The sequence below is a fragment of the Megasphaera sp. DISK 18 genome (genome assembly GCF_001682955.1).
GTDB classification, from domain to species: Bacteria; Bacillota; Negativicutes; order Veillonellales; family Megasphaeraceae; genus Megasphaera; species Megasphaera massiliensis.
Window position 1 is genome coordinate 75,172 of the sequence record NZ_LUGJ01000009.1, and the last position, 21,455, is coordinate 96,626.

Sequence of the window (21,455 nt, forward strand, 5' to 3'; positions counted from 1 at the left end):
AAGAGCGAAACAGTTATAAATCATCAAAACTATCTTTTAAGCAGTCCATTTCTCGGACGGCCTTGCCGGCACCATGGGCCACGCAGAGCAGCGGATCTTCGCAAAGATAGGCTGCCATGCCGGTCGTACGGGAAATAAGACGGTCAAAACTATCGAGAAGTAATCCGCCGCCGGTGAGGACGATGCCGTGGTCGGCAATGTCCGCCGCCAGTTCGGGCGGTGTCTTTTCTAAGATGGAAACGATCGTCTTGAGGACGGTCTGAATCGGTTCGTCGATGGCCAGGCGGATTTCCTGTGAATCGATATCAATCGATACGGGAAGTCCCGTTTCCGTGCTGCGGCCGCGGACGTCAGCCGTCATGCGGCGGCCGTCGCTCATAGCCGTGCCGATTAAGATTTTCAGCTCTTCTGCCGTGTGCTGGCCAATGGTGACGTGCTTTATCTTTTCCAAATAACGGATGATGGCTTCATCAAAGGTATTGCTACCGATGCGCAGGGATTCGCTAATGACGATGCCGCTCAGGCTGAGAACGGCAACATCCGTCGTGCCTCCGCCCATATCGACGACCATAGACCCGTTCGACGTGGCAATATCGAGGCCGGCCCCGATGGCCGCTGCCAGCGGTTCTTCCATGACCGTCGTCTTTCTGGCTCCGGCCTGCATGGCCGCTTCGATGACAGCCCGCCGTTCGACGTTGGTAACGCTCGACGGGACACAGATGACGACGCGGGGTTTAAAAAACAAGGACTTCCCAATGGCCCGACGGATGAAATACCGCAACATGTACTCCGTCGCATCGTAGTCGGCAATGACGCCGTTGCGAAGGGGGTGGTAGGCATGGATGTTGCGCGGCGTCCGCCCGATCATAGCCTGGGCTTCGCGGCCGATGGCAACGACCTTATTTTCCATCGTATCGACGGCGATGACGGCCGGCTCATTGACGACGATGCCCTTATTTTTAACGAATACAATAATGTTGGCCGTCCCCAAATCAATGGCAATATCACTGGCAAACCAGTTCGATAAAAAGAACGAGCGGGAATGCCGTGCCGGCTGTACCTTTTTTTTAGTTTTCTTCTTCCTCAATATTGACGCGAACAATATCTGCACCTAGCCTTTGTAATTTTAATACAAAATTATCGTAACCACGGTCGATGTGGTATAGATAACCGACTTCCGTTTCGCCTTCAGCGACCAAGCCCGCCAGGACCAGGGCGGCTCCGGCACGCAGGTCGGTGGCATTGACCGAGGCGCCTTTAAGCTGTTCTATGCCTTCTACGATGGCGCTGCGTCCTTCGATTCGGATTTTAGCACCCATCCGTTTAAATTCATCGACGTGCATGAAGCGGTTTTCAAAGACCGTTTCCGTAACGACGCTCGTCCCTTGGCAGAGCGTCGTCAACGCCATGAACTGGGCCTGCATATCCGTCGGAAATCCGGGATAAGGCAAGGTCTTTATATCGGCCGGCCGCAAGGGCTCATGGCCGATGACGCGGATACCGTCGATTTCTTCCTCCACTTCGGCACCGACTTCTTTTAACTTAGAAATAAGGGGCTTTAAATGCTCTGAAATGGCATTTTCAACGAAGATGTTGCCCTTGGTCATAGCGGCGCCGATCATAAAGGTACCGGCCTCAATGCGGTCGGGAATAACAGCGTGGCTGGCACCGTGGAGTTCCTTGACACCTTCGATTCGGATGACGTTGGTACCGGCACCGCGAATATTGGCACCCATGCTGTTCAGATAGGTTGCCAAATCGACGATTTCCGGTTCTTCAGCAGCATTTTCGAGGACCGTCTTGCCATTAGCCATGGAAGCAGCCATGATGATGTTTTCCGTCGCACCGACACTGGGGAAATCAAGGTAAATCTGAGCGCCCTGCAGGCCATTTGGGGCTACGGCTTCGATGTCGCCGTTTTCAAGGTTGATGACGGCGCCCATGGCTTCAAAGGCCTTGAGGTGCAAGTCAATCGGACGCGCACCGATGGAGCAGCCGCCGGGCAGGGAAATCTGTGCCCTCCCCTTGCGGGCCAAGAGCGGTCCCATAACTAAAAAGGACGCACGCATGCGGCGGACCAAATCATACGGTGCCGTCGTCGATGTCAACTCCCGGGCATCAATGATAAGGGTATCTCTTTCGGGGTGTTCTATATGGACGCCGAGGGATTCGATGACGTCGCAGACGGTATGGACGTCAGCGAGCTTCGGAATCTCGGTCAATGTACTTTTCGTCGTTCCCAACATAGATGCGACGATAATGGGCAGTACGGCATTTTTAGCCCCACTGACGCGAACAGTGCCCTGTAAGGGCTTTCCACCATGAATAACAAGTTTCTCCAATTCTGGTGCCTCCTAATAGTATTCGAGTAGTTTTATCTAAATGGCCTCCAAAGACGCGATGCCTGAAGATGCCATTCTATTGAGCATATAATTACTATCAAATTATTCTACCATAAACGGAAAGAAAAAAAAAGGCTTGGCGCCTAGGCGACAAGCCCTTTTTTAGGAATACCTTGTAAAGGAAATGTTATAGGTGGATACTCCATTTCGCTTCTTTATTGAAGCGGTGGAAGGTATCGATAAAACGAATCGTTCCGCTGCGGTAACGCATGACGACGGACATCGTCCGGGCGCCGCCGCCAAAGTACTGAACGCCGCGCATCATGGGCGTATTGGTAATGGCTGTCGCCGAGAAAATGCAGTCATCCCCTTTTACCAGATCATCGAGGGTCATGACCTTGTTAATATCTTTGATGCCCATATCCAAACAGCGCTGCCGTTCTTCGTCGGTATAAGGAATGAGGCGGGCCTGCATATCGCCGCCGAGGCACTTCAAGGCGGCCGCTGCCAGAACCCCTTCCGGTGCACCGCCGATTCCCATGACGACGTGGACGCCGGAACCTTCGATACCGGCGTCGACCGCCGGTGAAACGTCGCCGTCGGTAATGAGCTTGATACGGGCACCGGCGCTGCGGCACTCGTCGATAAGGTCTTTGTGGCGCGGCCGGTCGAGGATGACGACGGTCAAGTCATCGATGCCTCGTTCTAAGCCCTCGGCGATGCGGCGCAGGTTTTCCGGCACGGACTGATTCAAGTCGATGCGCCCCTTAGCCCGCGGTCCGACGCAGAGCTTTTCCATATACATGTCCGGCGCGTGAAGTAAATCACCTTTCCCGGCAATAGCCATGACCGAAATGGATCCGTCCTGCCCTTTGGCCGTCAAATTCGTCCCTTCCAAGGGATCGACGGCAATATCGACTTCCGTACCGCCGGCTCCGACTTTTTCGCCGATATATAACATGGGGGCCTCATCCATTTCCCCTTCGCCAATGACGACCGTACCGTCGATGGGAACCGTCGACAAGATCGAATGCATACCGTCGACAGCCAGTTGATCGGCGCCATTCTTATCGCCCTTCCCCATGAGACGGCCGGCTTTTACCGCTGCCGCTTCCGTAACGCGAACAAACTCCAAGGTCAATACGCGATTCATAAGGAACCTCCTTGTCTAAAAATAACGAAAACACATATATAGTATTATTTCTAGGCAAAGTAAAAAACTCCTGCTTTTAGACAGGAGTTTTTTTTAACAGCATCTCAGGGACGAGGCTTTTATTTTTCTTTCGTAATGACGTCGCAGTGCATGTACGGACGAAGGACTTCCGGTACTACGACCGAACCGTCAGCCTGCTGATAGTTTTCGAGAATAGCAGCGACCGTGCGGCCTACAGCCAAGCCCGAACCGTTTAAGGTATGGACGAATTCCGGCTTCGATTTCGGGTTCCGGCGGAAGCGGATGTTAGCCCGCCGTGCCTGGAAATCTTCCGTATTGGAACACGAAGAAATTTCACGGTATTTCCCCTGGGCCGGGAACCAGACTTCGACGTCGAAAGTCTTGGCAGCCGAGAAACCGATATCGCCCGTGCAGAGGCAGACGACGTGATAGGGAAGGCCCAAAGCCTTTAAGATATCTTCGGCATTCTGTGTCAGTTTATCGAGTTCATCGTAGCTCGTTTCCGGAGCCGAATATTTTACCATTTCGACTTTATGGAACTGATGCTGGCGAATGAGGCCTCGCGTATCGCGGCCGGCAGAACCGGCTTCAGCGCGGAAGCACGGTGTCAGGGATGTGAAGTAAATCGGCAGTTTACTGCCGTCGATGATTTCACCGCGGTAATAGTTGGTAAGCGGTACTTCTGCCGTCGGGATCATATACATTTCTTCGCCTTCGACATTGAGCTTATACATGTCTTCCGCAAATTTCGGCAGCTGACCCGTACCGGTCATGGAATCGCGATTGACGATATATGGCGGAATGACTTCGGTGTAGCCGTCTTTTTCCGTATGTTGGTCGAGCATGAAATTGTACACAGCGCGTTCCAAACGGGCGCCGGCGCCGACATAGTAATAGAAACGGGCACCAGTAACCTTTGCGGCCCGTTCAGAGTCGAGAAGACCTAAGCGTTCTCCGACGTCCCAGTGGTTCAGCGGTTCAAAGTCGAACTGTTTCGGTTCGCCCCACTTGCGGACTTCCGGGTTATCGCTGTCGTCGTTGCCGACCGGAACCGACGGATGGCACATATTAGGGATCATGAGCTGGATGGCGTGCATATCGGCTTCGACAGCCTTGACTTCCTTATCGAGGACGTCGATGTCGTCGCCGAGCTTCTTCATAGCTGCAATCTGGGCGTCGGCATTTTCTTTATTGCGTTTGAGCTGGCTGATTTCCTTGGTAACCGTATTGCGTTCATTCTTCATGGCTTCGACTTTTTGAAGGATTTCACGCCGTTTATCGTCTAAGGCGACGAAGGCGTCGACGTCGGCATGGGCGTGGCGATTCTTAATGTTTTCCTTAACTTCTTCTACGTGGTCGCGGATGAATTTCGTATCTAACATGATAGCTGCTTCCTTCCTCTGTAAATATACTTTAACTACCTCGCTGCGATAGTATTATAACCCTTTTTGTTCAATACCACTGAACAAATACCCCATATGATTCGTCGAATTGAGCAGGACCAAACGCCAGGTCCCATCCTGCCATTCTAAGACGTTGATGCAGGTATTGTCCTGCTTGATCTGCCAAAAATGGCTTAAATCAAGGCCCAGAACGTCACAAATGATGGCCTTGTTTACGGCATCGTGAGCTGCCACCAAGACCGTCTTGCCGTCATATTTCTGAACGTAATCATCGAAGGCCGCCCGGACACGGCTGCGGACGTCTTCCAAAGACTCGCCGCCCTTGCCCGGCATGGTGACCGTGTGAGGCGCCGTATGCCAGCGCTGAAATTCATCAGGATACTGAGCCTTGATGTCATCAGCCAGCCGCCCTTCCCAATCGCCGTGATTGATTTCAAGGAGGCGGTCATCTTTTAAGACCGTGAGACCGTGAAGCGCCGCACAGAAAGAGCAGGTCATGTAGGACCGTTCGAGCGGACTTGAAATAGCCACGTCAATGGGCGTATTCTTTAAGCCGTCAGCAACCATGCGGCCCTGGAGCTGGCCCCGTTCGCTGAGGTGCGTGTCTTCCTGTCCCTGGTAGCGGCCTTCAATGTTCCATTGTGTTTCGCCGTGGCGAATAAGTATGATGCGTACCATAATCTTCCCCTTTTAGTGTGTGTCACAGTGAATGAGTTTAATGTCGAGAATCCCGTTGATCGAGCGGAGCTTGACCATGATGTCGTTAGGAATATCATCCTGGACGGCAATGGCCATGATGTTGTTGCCCGTCGTCGTCATGCGGCCGACCTGCATGCCCATGATGTTGATATGAGCCTGGCCGAGGATGGTCGAAATCTGACCGATCATATTCGGCTGGTCGACGTGGGGTACGAGGAGCAAGTAGCCTTCCGGTTTAAAGTCGACGCGGTATTCATCGATCTGAACGATTTTCGCTTCCGTCCCATTGAACAGGACGCCAACAATGGCGTGTTCGCCCTTATTGGTCCGAACGCGGACAGTAACCGAGTTTACAAAGTAGTTGTTGGACTGACTGTTGATTTCCTTAACGGCAATGTGGCGCGTCTTAGCCACTTCAGAAGCGTTGACGTAATTGACCGATTCCTGCAGGATGGGATTTAAAGCCCCTTTGAGGACGGCCGTCGTCAAGAGGCGCGTTTCCGTATCGGCCAGTTCGCCCGTATATTCGACTTCGATTTCCTTCATGGGTGCATCGGCCAAATATACGCCTAAATTCCCCATCCGTTCCATGAGGTCGAAATAAGGATGGATAACGTTGTAGACATGAGGCGGAACGGGAGCCATATTGACAGCCGTAGCAACGGGTTCCCCTTTCAAAGCTTCCATGACGCCTTCGGCAACGTCAACGGAAACACCGATCTGCGCTTCTACGGTCGAAGCGCCGAGATGCGGCGTGATGACGACATTGTCCATGCCAACGAAGGGATTGATATCCGTCGTAAGCGGTTCCGTCGGAAATACGTCGATGGCAGCGCCGGCTACGTGGCCGCTCTTCAAGGCATCGGCCAGGGCATTGATGTCGAGGACGGCACCGCGCGAGACGTTGATGACCCGCACGCCATCTTTCATTTTGGCAATTTCATCCTTACCGATAAGGCCTGTCGTTTCTTTCGTAAGCGGCGTGTGCATCGTAATGTAGTCGGACCGTTCGAGAAGGGTATCTAAATCGACGGGTTCAACACCGAGTTGTTTAAACCGTTCTTCGGGAATATACGGGTCATAGCCGATGGTCTTCATTTCCATGGCCTGCATCCGTTTTGCAATGCGCGAGCCGATACGGCCGACGCCGATGATGCCGAGGGTCTTATTCTGGAGCTGAATGCCCGTGAATGTCTTGCGGTCCCAGTTGCCGGCCATGAGTGAATTATGGGCCTGCGGAATGTGTCGGGTAATGGCCATGATCATGGCACAAGTGTGTTCCGTTGCCGCTAACGTATTCGACGTCGGCGTGTTGACAACGACGATGCCCCGCGCAGTAGCGCTCTTCAAGTCGATGCTGTCGACACCGACACCGGCACGGCCGACGACTTTCAGTTTCGTTGCGGCGGCGATGACCTTTTCCGTAACGTGGGTCATCGACCGGGTAATGAGGCCGTCGTATTCGCCAATGCAGGCAATGAGGCCGTCTTCATCGAGATTTTTCTTAACGTCGACTTCGTAACCATTTTCACGAAGGAGCTCTACGCCCTTCATCGATACGTCATCGCTGACTAAAATTTTCATTTTCGTATCCCCCTATAGATCCTATTCCTTATATACAATATTAATGCTTTTTATGGAAATCTTTCATGAAATCCGCCAAGGCCCGGCAGCCTTCTTCCGTAACGGCATTATACAGAGAAGCCCGGCAGCCGCCGATGGAGCGGTGCCCTTTGATGCCGATGAGATCCTGTTCGGCTGCGGCTGCAACGAACTGAGCTTCCAATTCCGGTGTCGGCAGGTTGAAGGTGACGTTCATCAGGCTGCGTGAATCTTTCGCGGCATGGCCCCGATAAAAACCGTTGCTTTCATCGATGGCATCATAGACGATAGCTGCTTTTTCCTGATTGCGCTTCGCCATGGCCGAGAGGCCGCCGTTACGATCAAGCCAGTGAGCGACTTTATTGACGAAGTAAATATTGAACACCGGCGGTGTATTATACGTTGAATCATGATCGACGTAGGTCTTATACTGCATCATGACCGGCAAGTCGCGGCAGACTTTTTTCAAGAGATCATCTTTGATGATGGCTACGACAACGCCGGCAGGACCGACATTTTTCTGAACACCGGCATAGATGAAATCAAACTGCTTGATATCGACGGGACGGCTGAGAAAGTCGCTGGACATATCGCAGAACAAAGGCACGTCGAAGGAGGGAAAACTCTTCCACTGCGTCCCGTGAATCGTGTTGTTCGACGTCATATAGACATAGTCCGTATCCGCTTTTACGGCGAAGCTGTCCGCTTTGGGAATATAAGAAAATCCCTCAGCCTTACTCGAAGCGACTTCATAGGTTTCGCCGAAAAAGGACGCCGCTTCCATAGCCTTATTGGACCAGACGCCGGTATTCAAATACCCGCCGCGATTTTTCAGGAAATTGGCTGCATGCATGGTAAACTGCATACTGCCGCCGCCTTGGATAAAGACGATATGATAATCATCCGGAACGACCAAGAGCTTCTTCAGCATGGCCACCGTATCATCCTGCATAGCTTGATAGGCGGCACTGCGATGACTGATTTCAACGATACTCATACCGGTTCCATTAAAATCGAGAAATTCATCTTGCACTTCTTTCAGTACTTCCAAAGGCATTGCCGATGGACCGGCATTGAAATTGTACACTCTTTTCATGTTTCTCCCCCTCTTGTGCAGCGAAGACCGCAGGGAAAGTCTTCTGCTATAAAAAAAACTCCCGTCCCATCAAAGGGACGAGAGTTGTATTCCCGCGTTGCCACCCAACTTGCCTTTCGGCCAACTTGTACCGCTGTATCGGGCGTACCCGTCAAATTCATCATTTGCAGCTCCGGAGCGGAACGCCTTACAGCCCTACTGCCTCGCACCGACCGGCAGCTCTCTGAAAAGACCCGTAATTTGCTTCTCTTTCATCGCTTTCTGTAAAATTATGTATATTATAAACATAATGTCCCAGTCTGTCAATACTGGCTTTAGTAAAAAAACATTTACGGCCTTTACAGACTGCATTCTCATTCACACAAGGAATTTTTTTAATAAATGGTTCCCCTCATCTCAGCCTATAGGATCGATACGACATCATAACTATAGTGGGATGACGCATCGATTTTTGGGGCGATGAGCCCTCCCACTTACCTTAACTGCATTTACTCCAGCCGCAGTTCTTGCAGGTATTGCAGCCGCCTTCGAAGGTCAAAGGTTCGCCGCACTGGGGGCAAAGGATGCTTTCAGCCGTGACTTTCTTTTCAGCTCTCGGGCGGACCGGAGCTTTTTTCACCGGTGGGGTATGACCGCTGGCGACGGATTCCGTCTGCTGCAGTTCCTGCTGGACTTCGTCGAACATGTCGAGGAGGGCATTGCCGACGGCCATGGGGCAGCACGAGCCGCGGCTGGTATCACCGCGCGTCACCCGGCGGACCGAATAGGACGGGCAGTTCCCCGTCGAATTGAGCTGATCGACGATAGTATAAATATCGATGCCGGCACGGGCGCTGATAGAAATCATACGCGACAGGCCGATCATGAAGTTATTGCAGCCGCCCGTAGATCCCTTACTCAAATACGTTTCAAGCAGGGCCCCGGTCTGGGGATCAAAGAAGGCCATGCAGTGCAGACTGCCGCAGCCCGTAATGAGCTTGCGCTTCTTGCCGATGACGTTGTCGTCGATACTGACGATTTCACCGCGTTCGAGGCCTTCGCCGGCCGTCGGTACCGGTTTTTCTTCTTCATGCGTCGTCAGGATGCCGGCCCGTTTGCAGCCGTCACGGAATAAGGTCAGGCCCTTGCAGCCGTTTTCATAGGCCAGGAGGTAGAGGTTTTCCGTATCTTCGACGGTGAAGCTGTTGGGTACATTGACTGTCGAACTGATGGACGCATCGATGTGCCGCTGCCAAGCAGCCTGCATAGCGACGCGTTCGCGGTAGTCGAGGGTCAAGGCAGTTACGAAGTAATCCGGCAGTTCGCCGTCATCTTTCAGCTTACGGGCCTTCATATACCGTTCCACGATAGGCGTATAGACTTTGTAGTAGACGTCCGTCCCATGAAGGGATTCAGTTTTTCTTTCGTAGAAATTGGCGTAAATCGGTTCAATCCCGCCGGAAATTCCGAGCATCGTCGACAAGGTTCCCGTCGGCGCGATGGTGAGCAACTGGGAATTGCGCAGGCCGTATTCCTTTACCTTTTCGGCCGTTGCATCCGTCGTATTGGCTTTAAAATACGGTGTGCTCATGATTTCATCGATATGGCATTTAGCAAAGGCACCGCGTTCGTGTGCCAGATCCGCCGAAGCGGCAATGGCCGTATCCGCCATGGCAAAGCCGATATCATGGCAGAAATCAACGGCATCCTTACTGCCATAGGTCAGTCCCATCTGAATAAGCATGTCACCAAGGCCCATGATACCGAGGCCGATCTGGCGCCAAGCCGTAACGCTTTCCCGCTGTTCTTCCAAGGGATGGAGAGGGAGACCTTCTTCAAGAACGTCATTTAAAGCGCGAACGGCGATGACGACGCAGCGCTTGAATTCGTCAAAGTCAAAGGAAGCATTCGGCGTAAAGGGGGATGTTACGAAGTTTGCCAAGTTGAGGCTGCCGAGGAGGCATGAACCACCGGCCGGCAAGGGTTCTTCGGCACAGGGATTGACACCGGCAAAGGAGAATTCCGGCGTATTGGCCAAGAGGTTCCACGACTTGATGCGGTCCCAAAAGAGGGCTCCCGGTTCAGCATAATCCCAGTTCGTTTCAGCAACGAGACGGAATACATCAGCTGCGTTGACCAAGCTTTCGATGACCTGCCCTGTTTCTTTACGAGTGAAGTGCAGGCGGAACTGCTTATGCTCCTTGACGGCTTCCATGAATTCATCGCTAAGGCGAATCGAAATATTGGCCTTCGTAACTTTATCAAGGTCCGTTTTAAGCTTAATGAAATCCAGCACGTCCGGGTGAGCACAGTCGATGGAAATCATCAGTGCGCCGCGGCGCCCGTTCTGGCCGATAAGTTCCGTAACCAGCGAATAGAGAGTCATAAAGGAAATGGAACCGCTCGTTTCTTTAGCCGCGTTGTTGATGCGGGCGCCCTTTGGACTGAGCTGAGAAATATCGATGCCGCATCCGCCGCCGTAGCTATAGGTACGCGCCAGTTTCCCGGCCCGGTCGAAGATGCTTTCAATACTGTCTTCCGGCGGTGTCATGACGTAGCAATTGGATAAGGTTATCTTTTTGCCTTCGCATTCCAGTCCGCGGTTTGCCAAGATACGGCCGCCAAAGAGAAACTTTTTTTCTTTGATCAAATCAGCCACTTCACTGTCGCCGCCACTGATTCGTTCAAGCCAGTGGTCGAAAGTTTCGCCATCATCACAGTATTTATTCTTCCAAATATCGAGTCCCAGCTGATTGTCACTGCCGAGCCATTCTTGTTCGTTCATTCCATTTCCTCCTCCAACAATGTATCGTAGACATACAACCGCCATCTACCATATCTAGTAGATGGCGGAAATGTACTATACTAATAATAGTCGGGTATCGAAAAATAGTCAAGTATCGGAAATGCATAGATCCAGACCTTTTTTAGACTGAATCGGCATCCGCTTCTAAGAATTGGCTCAAAACACGCATATATTCACTTTGATTGGTCTCAATGCCAACGGCATGAGGAGATCCTTCAAAAATATGAATTTCCTTCTTAGGACTTGTACAGTTGTCATATAAACTTCTGGCGGTCTTCACCGGAACCAATTCATCCTCACTGCCGTGAAGAAAAAGTACCGGGACTTTCATCCGTTTTACAGCCTGGGCCGGTTCCAGGGACGACACCATTTTATGAGTATGGTAGAACATGGCTGCCTGGAAGAAGGGATCAAGAAGATTATACCCCCAAATAGCCCGTTTATCACCGACGGCCTGCCATAATTTTTCCCGTCCGAGGGCGATGATATTGCCATAAGCACTGTCGGCGACGACAAAGGATAAATCCTGACCGTATTCACTGCCGGCGTACAATAAGGCCATCGAGGCACCAAGGGAAATACCGTGCAGACCGATGGTCATCTGCGGATCGCGGTTTTGCAGCCACTGACACCACATCAGTAAGTCATCGACTTCGCTTATCCCCCATTCGGTGTGGTCGCCTTCACTTTCGCCATGGCCCCGCAAATCGATGAGCAGAATGTTATAACCCAGGCGGCGGTATTCGTCCATGTAGGGCAGACACATTGTTCTATTTTGGTACAAACCATGGATGAGGATAACCGTCTTGTGTGAGTCGCGGCGATTTTCAATATAGGTCCCGCGCAGGATTTTTCCGTCCGGCGCATTGACCCGGACCGGTTCCCAATCCCGTTCCCGTTCCCATTGACGGATTGTCGAAACGTCGCGGCTGTGATTTTCAATCCCCAGTATCTGATCCCACGGTGCATCGTAAAATTCTTCGTAGGCCATATTGCCGATATACATGCCGACACCGGCGACGAGAACGGCCAGACAAATAAAGATGAGGGAGAGTCGTTTAAAAAAGTGTTTCATCGTGACTGCTTACAACTTCCTATCCCGGCTGGATTCTACTTTTTCCTGCATGGCCGAAAGAGGGGTGCCGCCGGCCGCTTCAATAGCGGCAATGACAGCGCCTTCGATAAAAGGGCAATCCAAGAGACGGATCTTCCGATCGTCCATGCTTTCGGCCACCATTTCAGCCGTCATGACGGCGCTGCCCATATCCATGATCAAGGCTACCCCATCCCCTTGATCTGCCGCTTCAACGGCAGCACTGATTTTTTCAAAACTCGTACCGAGACTACCGTCTTCGAGGCCTCCGGCAGCCTTGACCGGCGCATCCGGTGCCATCATAAGGGCGAGTTCCGCCGCCCCTTCGGCAGCTTTCTGACTATGTGAAACCAATACGACTCCTACCATTTTCTTCAACTCCTATATCTTATGCCATTTCTGCCAAGACCTGCAGCAAATAAAAAGCCGATGTCGCCCCCGGGTCTTGATGGCCTACACTGCGTTCTCCTAAATAGCTGGCCCGCCCCTTCGTAGCAATAATGGTCTTGGTATATTCTACCCCTTTTTCAGCAGCTGCGGCTGCATCTGTCAGGGCTTCTTTTAACGATTTGCCGGCAGCGACATCGTCCTGCAAGGCTTTTAAGGCCGGGCACAAGGCATCGAGCATCGTCTTTTCGCCTTCTGTCGCCTTGCCGCGCATCTTAATACCGTCTACAGCAGCTTCCATCGCTTTGACAAAGGCCGGCCCATCGAGTTCCGTCAAGCCCTTGCAGGCCATACCGGCTTTCATGAAAGCCGTTCCATAGAGCGGCCCCGAAGCGCCGCCGACCGTCGACACGAGTTGCATACCCACGCCTTTAAGAAGAGAACCGATATCACCGTCACGCAAAGACGGCAGTTTCTTTTCTACGGCTGCAAAGCCTCGTGCCATATTGATTCCATGATCCCCATCGCCAATTTCATTGTCGAGCTGGGTCAAAAAGTCTTTTTCTGCTTCAATCTTCTTAGCCATTCCTTCGATGATGGCCGCCATCTGCTTCGTATCCAACGAAATCATCCCCTTTTATTTTTTCCAAGCCAGTGTCTCTGCCGGTGCGTCATAGAGGGCTTTCATGTCATCGTCCAAGCGCAGGAGCGTCAAGGAAAATCCTGCCATTTCAATGGAGGTCATGTAGTTGCCAACCATCGTGTCATAGACATGGACGCCCTGCTCTTTGAGATAATCCTGTACAAAATTATTGACGATATACAGTTCCATGAGCGGAGTGCCGCCCATGCCATTGACCATAACGACGACGTCCCGGCCTTTATAGTCGAGGTCGGATAGAATTTCATCGATGAGCATCTTGGCGATTTCATTAGCCGGACGCAGTTTCTCCCGATGAGTCCCCGGTTCGCCGTGGATGCCGATTCCGATTTCCATTTCGTCATCGGCCAGTTCGAATCCCGGCTTCCCCGCTGCCGGAACGGTGCACGGTTCAATAGCCATGCCCATGGAGCGGACGTTGGCAACGACCTTTTCGGCAACGCCTTTTACGTCTGCCAGCGATGCCCCCTGTTCCGCCTTGGCGCCGGCAAGCTTATGGACGAAAACGGTACCGGCTACACCGCGGCGACCCGTGGTATACAGACTGTCACGAACGGCGACGTCATCATTGACAACGACATAGTCTGCCTTGATGCCTTCATCGGCGGCCATTTCAACGGCCATTTCAAAATTCATGATATCACCGGTATAGTTTTTAACGATACAGAGGACGCCTTGCTCCGTGGCCACGGCTTTAATACCTTCCAGTACCTGGTCCGGTGTAGGCGACGTAAATACCGTACCGGCAACGGCACCATCGAGCATCCCCGCTCCGACATAACCGGCATGGGCCGGTTCATGACCGCTTCCGCCGCCGCTGACCAAGGCAACCTTGCCTTCTTTTTTATTGGCTCTCACGACAATCGTACCGTAATCGAGTTTGCGCAGCATCTTCGGTGCCGATTTGACCAAACCCTGAATCATTTCGGCTTCGACACTATCGACATCATTTAAAATCTTTTTCATCTAAATACGGGCAGGATACTCCGACCTCTTAGGTCGGGAAGGAATGCCCGCTTCACCTCACTTTCTTAAAATACTAGAGTTTTAGTAAAATATATGGTATGGTGGCCTTGATGAATGCAATATATTCTTAGAAAGGCAGGTGAGAAAAAGTGTCCGACCTAACCAAAACTATAAAACTTCGCATCCATATTTCTCCAGAACAAGAGATATTGTTCCAACAGATGACCGAACAGTACCGTCAGGCTTGTAATTTTGTGTCGCAATACATCTTCGACAATCAATTTAACATTGCTTATCAAAGCCTCAACAAAGAACTATATCGCGACCTTCGTGCGTTGTTTGGCTTAAAGTCGCAGCTTGCACAGTCGTCAATCAAGACAGTTATTGCTCGTTATAAGACGGTCAAGCAGCAGCTATTCCAAAAGCCCTACAAATACAAGGATGAAGATGGCAACTGGAAATACATAACAAAAACACTCGAATGGCTTTGGAAACCCATCTTTTTCAAGCGCCCACAAGCGGATTTGGTTCGTAACCGTGATTACAGCTTCGTGGATAATGGACAAAGCCTGTCTATCAACACCCTGGGTAAACGAACTCGTTGCACCTTTGAAAGCAAGCTATTTTCGAAATATCTGGATGGCTCATGGAATCTTGGCACGGCAAAGTTAGTTGAACTCAAAGGCCGGTGGTATCTGCATATTCCCGTCACCAAAGCGGTTGAAGGTTTCCGGAAGGAGAATGTCCGACATGTTGTCGGTATAGACCGTGGATTGCGATTCCTGACGGTCAGTTACGATGAACAAGGCAAAACCGAATTTGTTTCTGGGCGGAAGATTGCAGCCAAACGACATAAGTTCCTCAAAATCAGACAGCAGCTCCAATCCAAAGGCACAAAATCTGCAAAGCGTAGACTCAAAGCCCTTTCCGGACGAGAGAACCGTTGGATGTCTGATGTAAATCATCGGATTTCTAAGACACTCGTTACGAAATACGGCAAAGATACATTGTTTGTGCTGGAAGATTTAACAGGTGTCAGCTTTGAAGCATCGAATCTCTCCAAAACTGCAAAGCAGAACTATGACCTGCGGAGTTGGACTTTCTATCAGCTTGAGCAATATCTGACCTACAAGGCTCACGAAAATCGCTCGGAAGTATTGAAATTCTCGGCCAAATACACCTCTCAGCGTTGCCCGAAATGCAGTACAATCCGTAAGGAAAACCGTAAGCCTCACCAACACCTGTATCATTGCCAGTGCGGATACCAGTCCAATGATGATCGAATCGGAGCTATGAACATTCAGTACCTCGGAACCCAATGGCTTTCGGGGAATAATCACCCTCGTTACGAGAGGACAACCACTGCCTCGGAGTAAATCTCCTTGGCAAAACGGGCAATGTCAACTGCCCGATGATGTAGGCAGAATTAGGGAGATGTTGTTCTCAACATCGCTGCACCTATGTTTCTCTGACTTACAAGCTCCCGCTTCTATAAGCAGGAGTCGTTGACCACAACCCCTTCTTTCTGAATATATAGCAAAATATATGTTTTTTTTAGTATAGCATAAATAAAGGGGAAATCAATAAAAAAAGACTGCCGCAAAGCGGCAGCCTCTGGGTCTTTATTTCGTCAATTCCCGCAGAATAACGCGATCCTGTCGGTCCGTTTCCTTCAATTGAACGGCCACGTCTTCTCTACGTGACGTCGGTACATTTTTGCCGACATAATCGGCCCGGATTGGGAGTTCTCGATGCCCTCTGTCGACGAGGACGGCAAGCTCGATGAACTGCGGACGCCCCAATTCCATGATGGCGTTTAAGGCCGACCGGACTGTCCGACCGGTAAACAAGACGTCATCGACGAGAACGACGGTCTTGCCGTCAGCATCGAACTTACTGGCATCGGTAATAGCAATGGGACTCTTGCGGCCATCGTCACGGTAGGCCGAAATATCCAGATCGTAGACCGGGACCGTTCGCCCTTCGATGGCCGTCAGTTCCTGCCCCAGTCGTTTGGCTAAAGGAACGCCTCGGGTATGGATGCCGACCAGGATCGTACTGTCGAGACCTTTATTATGTTCAATGATTTCATGAGCAATACGGCGAATGGCCCGCCCCATCGCTTTTTCATCCATGAGCAGTGTCTTTTCTTTCCACATACTGTCACTCCTTCTGTTCGGCCCGCTTCAGGCATTCGAGAAAATCGTCCGGCGCCGGGGCTTCAAAGTGCATCAACTGTTTCGTGACTGGATGAACTAAGTCTAGCGAATGAGAATGAAGTGCCTGCCCGTCAATGGGAAAATCATCTTTCTTATACCCATATAAAGGGTCATTTACAACGGGATGATGGATATAGGCCATATGAACGCGAATTTGATGAGTCCGCCCCGTCTCCAGTTTACATTCCACCCAGGTATAGTCACCGTAACGTTTAAGGACCCGGAAATGAGTAACGGCCTCGCGGCCGCCCTTAAAGGTCACCGCCATCCGTATGCGGTCCTTCGGATGTCTGCCGATAGGAGCGTCGATAACGCCCTTTTCTTCGGAAATATTGCCATGGACCAAGGCCCAGTAGGTTCGGTGCGCCGAATGGGCCTTGATCTGCACAGCAAGGCCTTTATGAGCCTCGTCCGTCTTAGCCGCGACCATGACTCCTGACGTATCCTTGTCCAAGCGATGAACGATGCCTGGCCGGATGACGCCATTGATGCCGGACAGTTCCCCCTGACAGTGGTAGAGCAGGGCATTGACCAATGTCCCGTCAAAATTTCCGGCTGCCGGATGAACGACCATGCCTCGCGCCTTATTGACGACGATGATGTCCTTATCCTCATAAACGACATCGAGGGGGATATTCTCAGGCTCCACATTATATTCTTCCTGCACGTCTAACTGAGCGCAGACGACGTCGCCTTCACTCAAACGATAATTAGACTTTGCCTGCTTATCATTTACAAAAACGTCTTCTCCCTGGATGAGCTGCTGCGCATAGCTTCGCGAAACATCGAGGGCTGCCGCCAAATAGACATCGAGGCGTTTTCCCTTCTCTTCCGCTGTAATAACAAATTCTTTATGTTCCATTTTTCAACCTCATTTATCCGACAGATGCGTCCAACTATACCATAACAATAAAGCCACACCGACGACGATGCCGATGTCGGCTACATTAAACACCGGCCAGATTCTAAAATCAAAGAAATCCGTCACGGCACCGGCAAAGGTCCGGTCGACAGCGTTGCCCAAAGCTCCTCCTAGAAGCAGTCCGGTTCCGCCGGAAACTACAGGATGTTTCGGCATTTTCTTTCGAAAAATACCGTATAAAAGGAATAAAATAAGGGCAATAATTAAAAAAAGCCACTGTTGATGTTCTAAAATACCAAAAGCAGCGCCTTTATTCAAAATATAAGTAATATGAAAAAATCCCGGAATAACCGGAATGGATTCATGAAGGGCCATTTCCTGCTGCACAACAAACTTCGTGAGTTGGTCGACAAAGGCGACGGCCAAGGCAATGCCTAATACATACAAGGTAAATTCCTCCTACTATGTAACTTACAGTCACTTTATTTTAGCATAGGACAAGGATACAATTCAATAAAAAAAGAGACATGCCAATACATGTCTCTTTTCTTATTGAATTGCCCTGGCAATTATTCAGCAGAAATTGCGCCGGTAGGACAAGCGGATTCACAAGCGCCGCAATCGATGCAGGAATCAGTTACAACGTATTTCGTTTCGCCTTCTTCGATAGCGCCCGTAGGACAGGTGCTAGCGCAAGCGCCGCATTTTACGCATTCGTCGGAAATAACATGCATATTTTTCACCTCCCAACATCAATTTTCGGGGTAACCCCCGTCGTCTGTTCCATTATTGCACGAATCCAAAAACTTGTCAATGAATACCGAAAGGGTGAAGATATAGGTATTTCCTAGCTTTTTGGCATAACACAAAATATTTTTCTCAAAATTTATTCAAAATCATAGTTCACAGTCATCATTGCACCCATAGAAAAAAGCCGGCGAGGGGGGCCGGCTTTTTCTTATTGCAAGATATCATCGGGGGAAGACAATATCTCAGCAGTTGAAGAAATAAGATAAGGGGTGTTCGAGGGGTGTAATGAACAGACTTAAATCTCCAACATCTCGTAGATGATCTCTTCTACACTTACTATCATAACAGGTTCTCGGAAAAAGTAAATGCCTAAACATGAAAAATAGATTAAATTGTTGTGACTTTTTTGTGATAATGTCCAGGTGAGCGATACAAAAAAGACATAAGCCGATGGTACAAAAGAGAGAGGATATACGTTATAATAGAAAGTATATAAGTAAACGGGGTGTAAAACTACTTTTGATCGGAGGTTTTTATATGCCTGGAAACACAAGTATTTTGATCGTTGAAGATGAAAAACCAATCGCTCGGTTCATCCAAATGGAACTGGAGCACGAAGGCTATGACTGCGGGATTGAGTATAACGGCGCCGCCGCCTTAGACCGCATTTGCCAGGAACGCTTCGATCTCATACTCCTCGACATCATGCTCCCCGACATCGACGGACTGAGCATCTGTAAACGAACGAGAGAGTTATCGAATGTTCCGATTATGATGTTATCGGCAAGGGATGATATCGAAACCAAGGTCTACAGCTTGGACAGCGGGGCCAACGATTACCTGACGAAACCCTTTAACAGTAAAGAGCTCTTTGCCCGTATCCGTGCCCTTCTGAGAGAACGACGCCAGCTTGAAAATCAGGAACGATATCTCCATCTCCGTGAAATGACGGTATTTGTCGACCGCCATGAAGCCGTCATCGGCCCTCGGAAAATCCGCTTCTCGAAGACAGAATTCGAGCTTCTCGTCTATCTAATCGTGAATAAAAATATCGTCTTATCGCGGTCGCGTATTCTGGAAGAAGTCTGGGGATACGGCTTTGCCGGTGATACGAATATCGTCGACGTCTATATCCGTTATCTTCGCGGCAAACTCGGTCCCGACTACCGCAACTATATCCGTACGGTTCGGGGAGTCGGCTATGTGGCAGAAGATTAATCGCTGGCTTATCCGGCAAGTTCTTATCGCACCACTGCCCATCTTTGCCAAGATGGTCCTGCTCTACTCCGCCATCGTCTTCTTCATCCTGCTGACAGTATCCGTCGCCACTCTTACCAGCATTCATTATATTATGAACAACGCCTTGCGCGATCAACTGATGGATAATGCCGAAGCAGCCGTGCACTATTTAGATACGTATGGAAAAGTCGATACGACCATCTTCGTCCAAGCCAATCTACCGCCACAGATGAATTTACAAATCTATGACGGTGCCGGCCATCTTATCATCGACAATGGGCCGACTCACGCCGTTCGAAAACTCAGCGACCGTTATATCGACGACGCTATCAGTACGCCTGAAGAAAACCCCTTGCCTACGAAGGTCCAAGGGAATGAAGCTTCAGAATTCTCCTATTACCGTCTTTGGACAAATAAACAGGGGATGAATTATTACCTCCGTTTTTCACAGCGGCCGGATAAAGAAACGAACTTCATCTCCCTCCTGTCCAAACAGCTGTTAGCCTCCATTCTCATCAGCCTGATTCTAACCATCGTCACCGGCATGTACTTCATGAGAAAATCATTGGCACCGTTAAAGGTCATCAATGACACCGTAAAGACCATCGAAGTCAACCGCCTCGACAACCGAATTGCCCTATCGGACAATAAAAATGAACTCCACGACTTAGCCGTAACCATCAATCAGGCCCTAGACCGAATCGAATACGGCTACAAGAAGCAGCAGCAGTTTATCAGCGACGCCTCTCATGAACTTCGGACCCCCATTACGGTCATCGCCGGTTATGCCGATCTCCTCGACCGCTGGGGAAAAGAAGATCCGGCCGTCCTCAACGAAGGCCTGACCGCCATAAAATCCGAAACGGATTATATGAAGCAGCTTACGGAACGACTGCTCTTTTTCGCCCGTTCCAATAACGGCACTCTTATCAAACACTTTACGGAAATCGACACGGCCCAGCTGCTGCAAGAAGTTTACAGCGAAATCACCCTTATCGATAAGGAACACGACATTCGCCTTACCGATAACGATAAGGCCGTCATCATCGCCGAACCGGGAAGTGTCAAACAGATGCTCCGCATTTTTATCGACAATGCCATAAAATACACGCCTGCCGGTAAACAAATTACCTTATCCTGCCGAGCTGATGAAAAAGAAGTAATCTATCGCATTGCCGATACCGGCATCGGTATCCCGGAAAAGGATTTAAACCGCGTATTTGAACGTTTCTACCGCGTCGATTCATCGCGAACCAAAGCTACGGGCGGATCGGGTTTAGGCCTGTCTATCGCCCAATACATTGCGAAGGCCAACAAGGCTGAAATAACCCTGAAAAGCAAGGTACATGAAGGCACGACGGTTTCGGTCATCTTCCCGGTAAAAGGAATCGATAAAGAAACAAAAATGGAACTTAACGAGGTATCTCAAGAGGGACCTCAGTAAGACATCAAAATAAAAATTAACTGCCATCGGACGGGGGAATCTGGTGGCAGTTTTTATGATTCTGCAAAAAGCACATAGATATATTTTTTATAGAGATTTGATAATTCAGCGTAATTTTGATCAATCGTCGGTATAGTATTCGAGAGTGATAAAGGATGGATTAAATGATTCATCGGTCTGATGATGGCAATCTCGTCGTCTTCGACATCCGTCAGTTAAGACTGACACATATTTCGAAAACCTTAGACTAGTCGCCTTTCGGCTTCCTGTCAGAGAAAAGCCCATGGGACTGAAGGCGACAGTCTAGTCACCTTCGGCATCCGTCTTAAAAGCTGCCTCATAGGCAAGATTTCATCAGCTTTGTCGCCTACAGCATCCGTAAAAAAGCTACATCGAGACTCCCCCACCCACTCCGAAGTCAAGCTTCGGAGTAAGTGATTCAGTCTGTTTTATGCGTCGCTTTTCCGGAATTATCTGATTCTAGATTCCCTTACCCACTCCGAAGTTTCACTTCGGAGTAAGCGACTCACGAAGGTTTATGCGTCCCTTCGGTCCTTTAAACCTGGTTCGCTGCTTAAACCTGCTTCTCTGCTTAGTCGCCTCCACCCGTTTTACGGGTGGAGGCGACTAAGCAGAGAAGCAGGTTTAAGCAGCGAACCAGGTTTAAAGGACCGAAGGGACGCATAAACCTTCGTGAGTCGCTTACTCCGAAGTGAAACTTCGGAGTGGGTAA

19 protein-coding genes are annotated in these 21,455 nt (G+C 50.3%); 3 read left to right on the forward strand and 16 right to left on the reverse strand.

What is annotated here, in order from left to right; genetic code table 11:
- Positions 1-13: 13 nt before the first annotated feature.
- The 12 genes from A0U42_RS02245 to dhaK all read right to left on the reverse strand — a co-directional run bounded on the left by A0U42_RS02245 (position 14) and on the right by dhaK (position 14,208).
- Positions 14-1,087, reverse strand: a complete 1,074-nt coding sequence (locus tag A0U42_RS02245; protein WP_083122160.1) for a rod shape-determining protein — start codon at positions 1,085-1,087, stop codon at positions 14-16.
- The gene (gene murA / locus A0U42_RS02250) at positions 1,068-2,342 is read right to left on the reverse strand and encodes a UDP-N-acetylglucosamine 1-carboxyvinyltransferase (protein WP_044503278.1); all 1,275 of its coding nucleotides are present in this window, start codon (positions 2,340-2,342) and stop codon (positions 1,068-1,070) included. Before murA ends, A0U42_RS02245 begins: the two co-directional genes overlap by 20 nt.
- A gap of 187 nt (positions 2,343-2,529) precedes the next feature.
- The gene (gene glpX, locus A0U42_RS02255; RefSeq protein ID WP_044503279.1) at positions 2,530-3,495 is read right to left on the reverse strand and encodes a class II fructose-bisphosphatase; all 966 of its coding nucleotides are present in this window, start codon (positions 3,493-3,495) and stop codon (positions 2,530-2,532) included.
- Between the two features lie 119 nt (positions 3,496-3,614).
- Entirely contained in the window at positions 3,615-4,898 is a 1,284-nt protein-coding gene (gene serS, locus A0U42_RS02260) for a serine--tRNA ligase (RefSeq protein WP_044503280.1), read from the reverse strand.
- A gap of 54 nt (positions 4,899-4,952) precedes the next feature.
- On the reverse strand, positions 4,953-5,597 hold the full coding sequence (locus A0U42_RS02265) for a histidine phosphatase family protein (RefSeq protein ID WP_065359695.1): 645 nt from the start codon (positions 5,595-5,597) through the stop codon (positions 4,953-4,955).
- A gap of 12 nt (positions 5,598-5,609) precedes the next feature.
- The gene (gene serA / locus A0U42_RS02270) at positions 5,610-7,202 is read right to left on the reverse strand and encodes a phosphoglycerate dehydrogenase (RefSeq protein ID WP_065359696.1); all 1,593 of its coding nucleotides are present in this window, start codon (positions 7,200-7,202) and stop codon (positions 5,610-5,612) included.
- A 40-nt stretch (positions 7,203-7,242) separates the two neighbouring features.
- Entirely contained in the window at positions 7,243-8,316 is a 1,074-nt protein-coding gene (gene serC, locus A0U42_RS02275; protein WP_083122163.1) for a 3-phosphoserine/phosphohydroxythreonine transaminase, read from the reverse strand.
- A 478-nt stretch (positions 8,317-8,794) separates the two neighbouring features.
- On the reverse strand, positions 8,795-11,080 hold the full coding sequence (locus tag A0U42_RS02280) for an adenosylcobalamin-dependent ribonucleoside-diphosphate reductase (RefSeq protein ID WP_044503284.1): 2,286 nt from the start codon (positions 11,078-11,080) through the stop codon (positions 8,795-8,797).
- A 142-nt stretch (positions 11,081-11,222) separates the two neighbouring features.
- Positions 11,223-12,176, reverse strand: a complete 954-nt coding sequence (locus A0U42_RS02285; RefSeq protein ID WP_065359697.1) for an alpha/beta hydrolase — start codon at positions 12,174-12,176, stop codon at positions 11,223-11,225.
- A gap of 9 nt (positions 12,177-12,185) precedes the next feature.
- Positions 12,186-12,563 (reverse strand): dihydroxyacetone kinase phosphoryl donor subunit DhaM, encoded by a 378-nt coding sequence (dhaM, locus tag A0U42_RS02290; RefSeq protein WP_065359698.1) that lies wholly within the window; start codon positions 12,561-12,563, stop codon positions 12,186-12,188.
- A gap of 19 nt (positions 12,564-12,582) precedes the next feature.
- Complete coding sequence (gene dhaL, locus A0U42_RS02295; protein WP_083122166.1) at positions 12,583-13,203, reverse strand: dihydroxyacetone kinase subunit DhaL; 621 nt, start codon at positions 13,201-13,203, stop codon at positions 12,583-12,585.
- Positions 13,204-13,218: 15 nt separating this feature from the next.
- Positions 13,219-14,208: a dihydroxyacetone kinase subunit DhaK gene (dhaK, locus tag A0U42_RS02300; protein WP_065359700.1), complete on the reverse strand. Its 990-nt coding sequence runs from the start codon at positions 14,206-14,208 to the stop codon at positions 13,219-13,221.
- Between the two features lie 149 nt (positions 14,209-14,357).
- Here dhaK and A0U42_RS02305 point away from each other — a divergent pair, with 149 nt between their 5' ends.
- Positions 14,358-15,584: an RNA-guided endonuclease TnpB family protein gene (locus A0U42_RS02305; protein WP_065359701.1), complete on the forward strand. Its 1,227-nt coding sequence runs from the start codon at positions 14,358-14,360 to the stop codon at positions 15,582-15,584.
- A gap of 246 nt (positions 15,585-15,830) precedes the next feature.
- On the opposite strand, the gene pyrR is transcribed toward A0U42_RS02305, so the two are convergent.
- The 4 genes from pyrR to A0U42_RS02325 form a co-directional block, all read right to left on the reverse strand.
- Positions 15,831-16,367 (reverse strand): bifunctional pyr operon transcriptional regulator/uracil phosphoribosyltransferase PyrR, encoded by a 537-nt coding sequence (gene pyrR / locus A0U42_RS02310; RefSeq protein WP_044503289.1) that lies wholly within the window; start codon positions 16,365-16,367, stop codon positions 15,831-15,833.
- A 4-nt stretch (positions 16,368-16,371) separates the two neighbouring features.
- Positions 16,372-17,289 carry an RluA family pseudouridine synthase gene (locus A0U42_RS02315; RefSeq protein WP_065359702.1) on the reverse strand — a complete coding sequence of 306 codons (918 nt, stop codon included), beginning with the start codon at positions 17,287-17,289 and terminating at the stop codon, positions 16,372-16,374.
- A 9-nt stretch (positions 17,290-17,298) separates the two neighbouring features.
- On the reverse strand, positions 17,299-17,736 hold the full coding sequence (lspA, locus tag A0U42_RS02320; RefSeq protein ID WP_044503291.1) for a signal peptidase II: 438 nt from the start codon (positions 17,734-17,736) through the stop codon (positions 17,299-17,301).
- Positions 17,737-17,858: 122 nt separating this feature from the next.
- Complete coding sequence (locus tag A0U42_RS02325) at positions 17,859-18,023, reverse strand: DUF362 domain-containing protein (RefSeq protein ID WP_014015850.1); 165 nt, start codon at positions 18,021-18,023, stop codon at positions 17,859-17,861.
- 553 nt (positions 18,024-18,576) lie between these two features.
- Between A0U42_RS02325 and A0U42_RS02330 the strand changes: the two genes are divergently transcribed.
- Together A0U42_RS02330 and A0U42_RS02335 are read left to right on the forward strand one after the other, a co-directional pair.
- Positions 18,577-19,257, forward strand: a complete 681-nt coding sequence (locus A0U42_RS02330) for a response regulator transcription factor (RefSeq protein WP_044503292.1) — start codon at positions 18,577-18,579, stop codon at positions 19,255-19,257.
- Entirely contained in the window at positions 19,241-20,722 is a 1,482-nt protein-coding gene (locus A0U42_RS02335) for a cell wall metabolism sensor histidine kinase WalK (protein WP_083122170.1), read from the forward strand. The genes A0U42_RS02330 and A0U42_RS02335 overlap by 17 nt, the downstream gene beginning before the upstream one ends.
- Positions 20,723-21,455 lie beyond the last annotated feature (733 nt).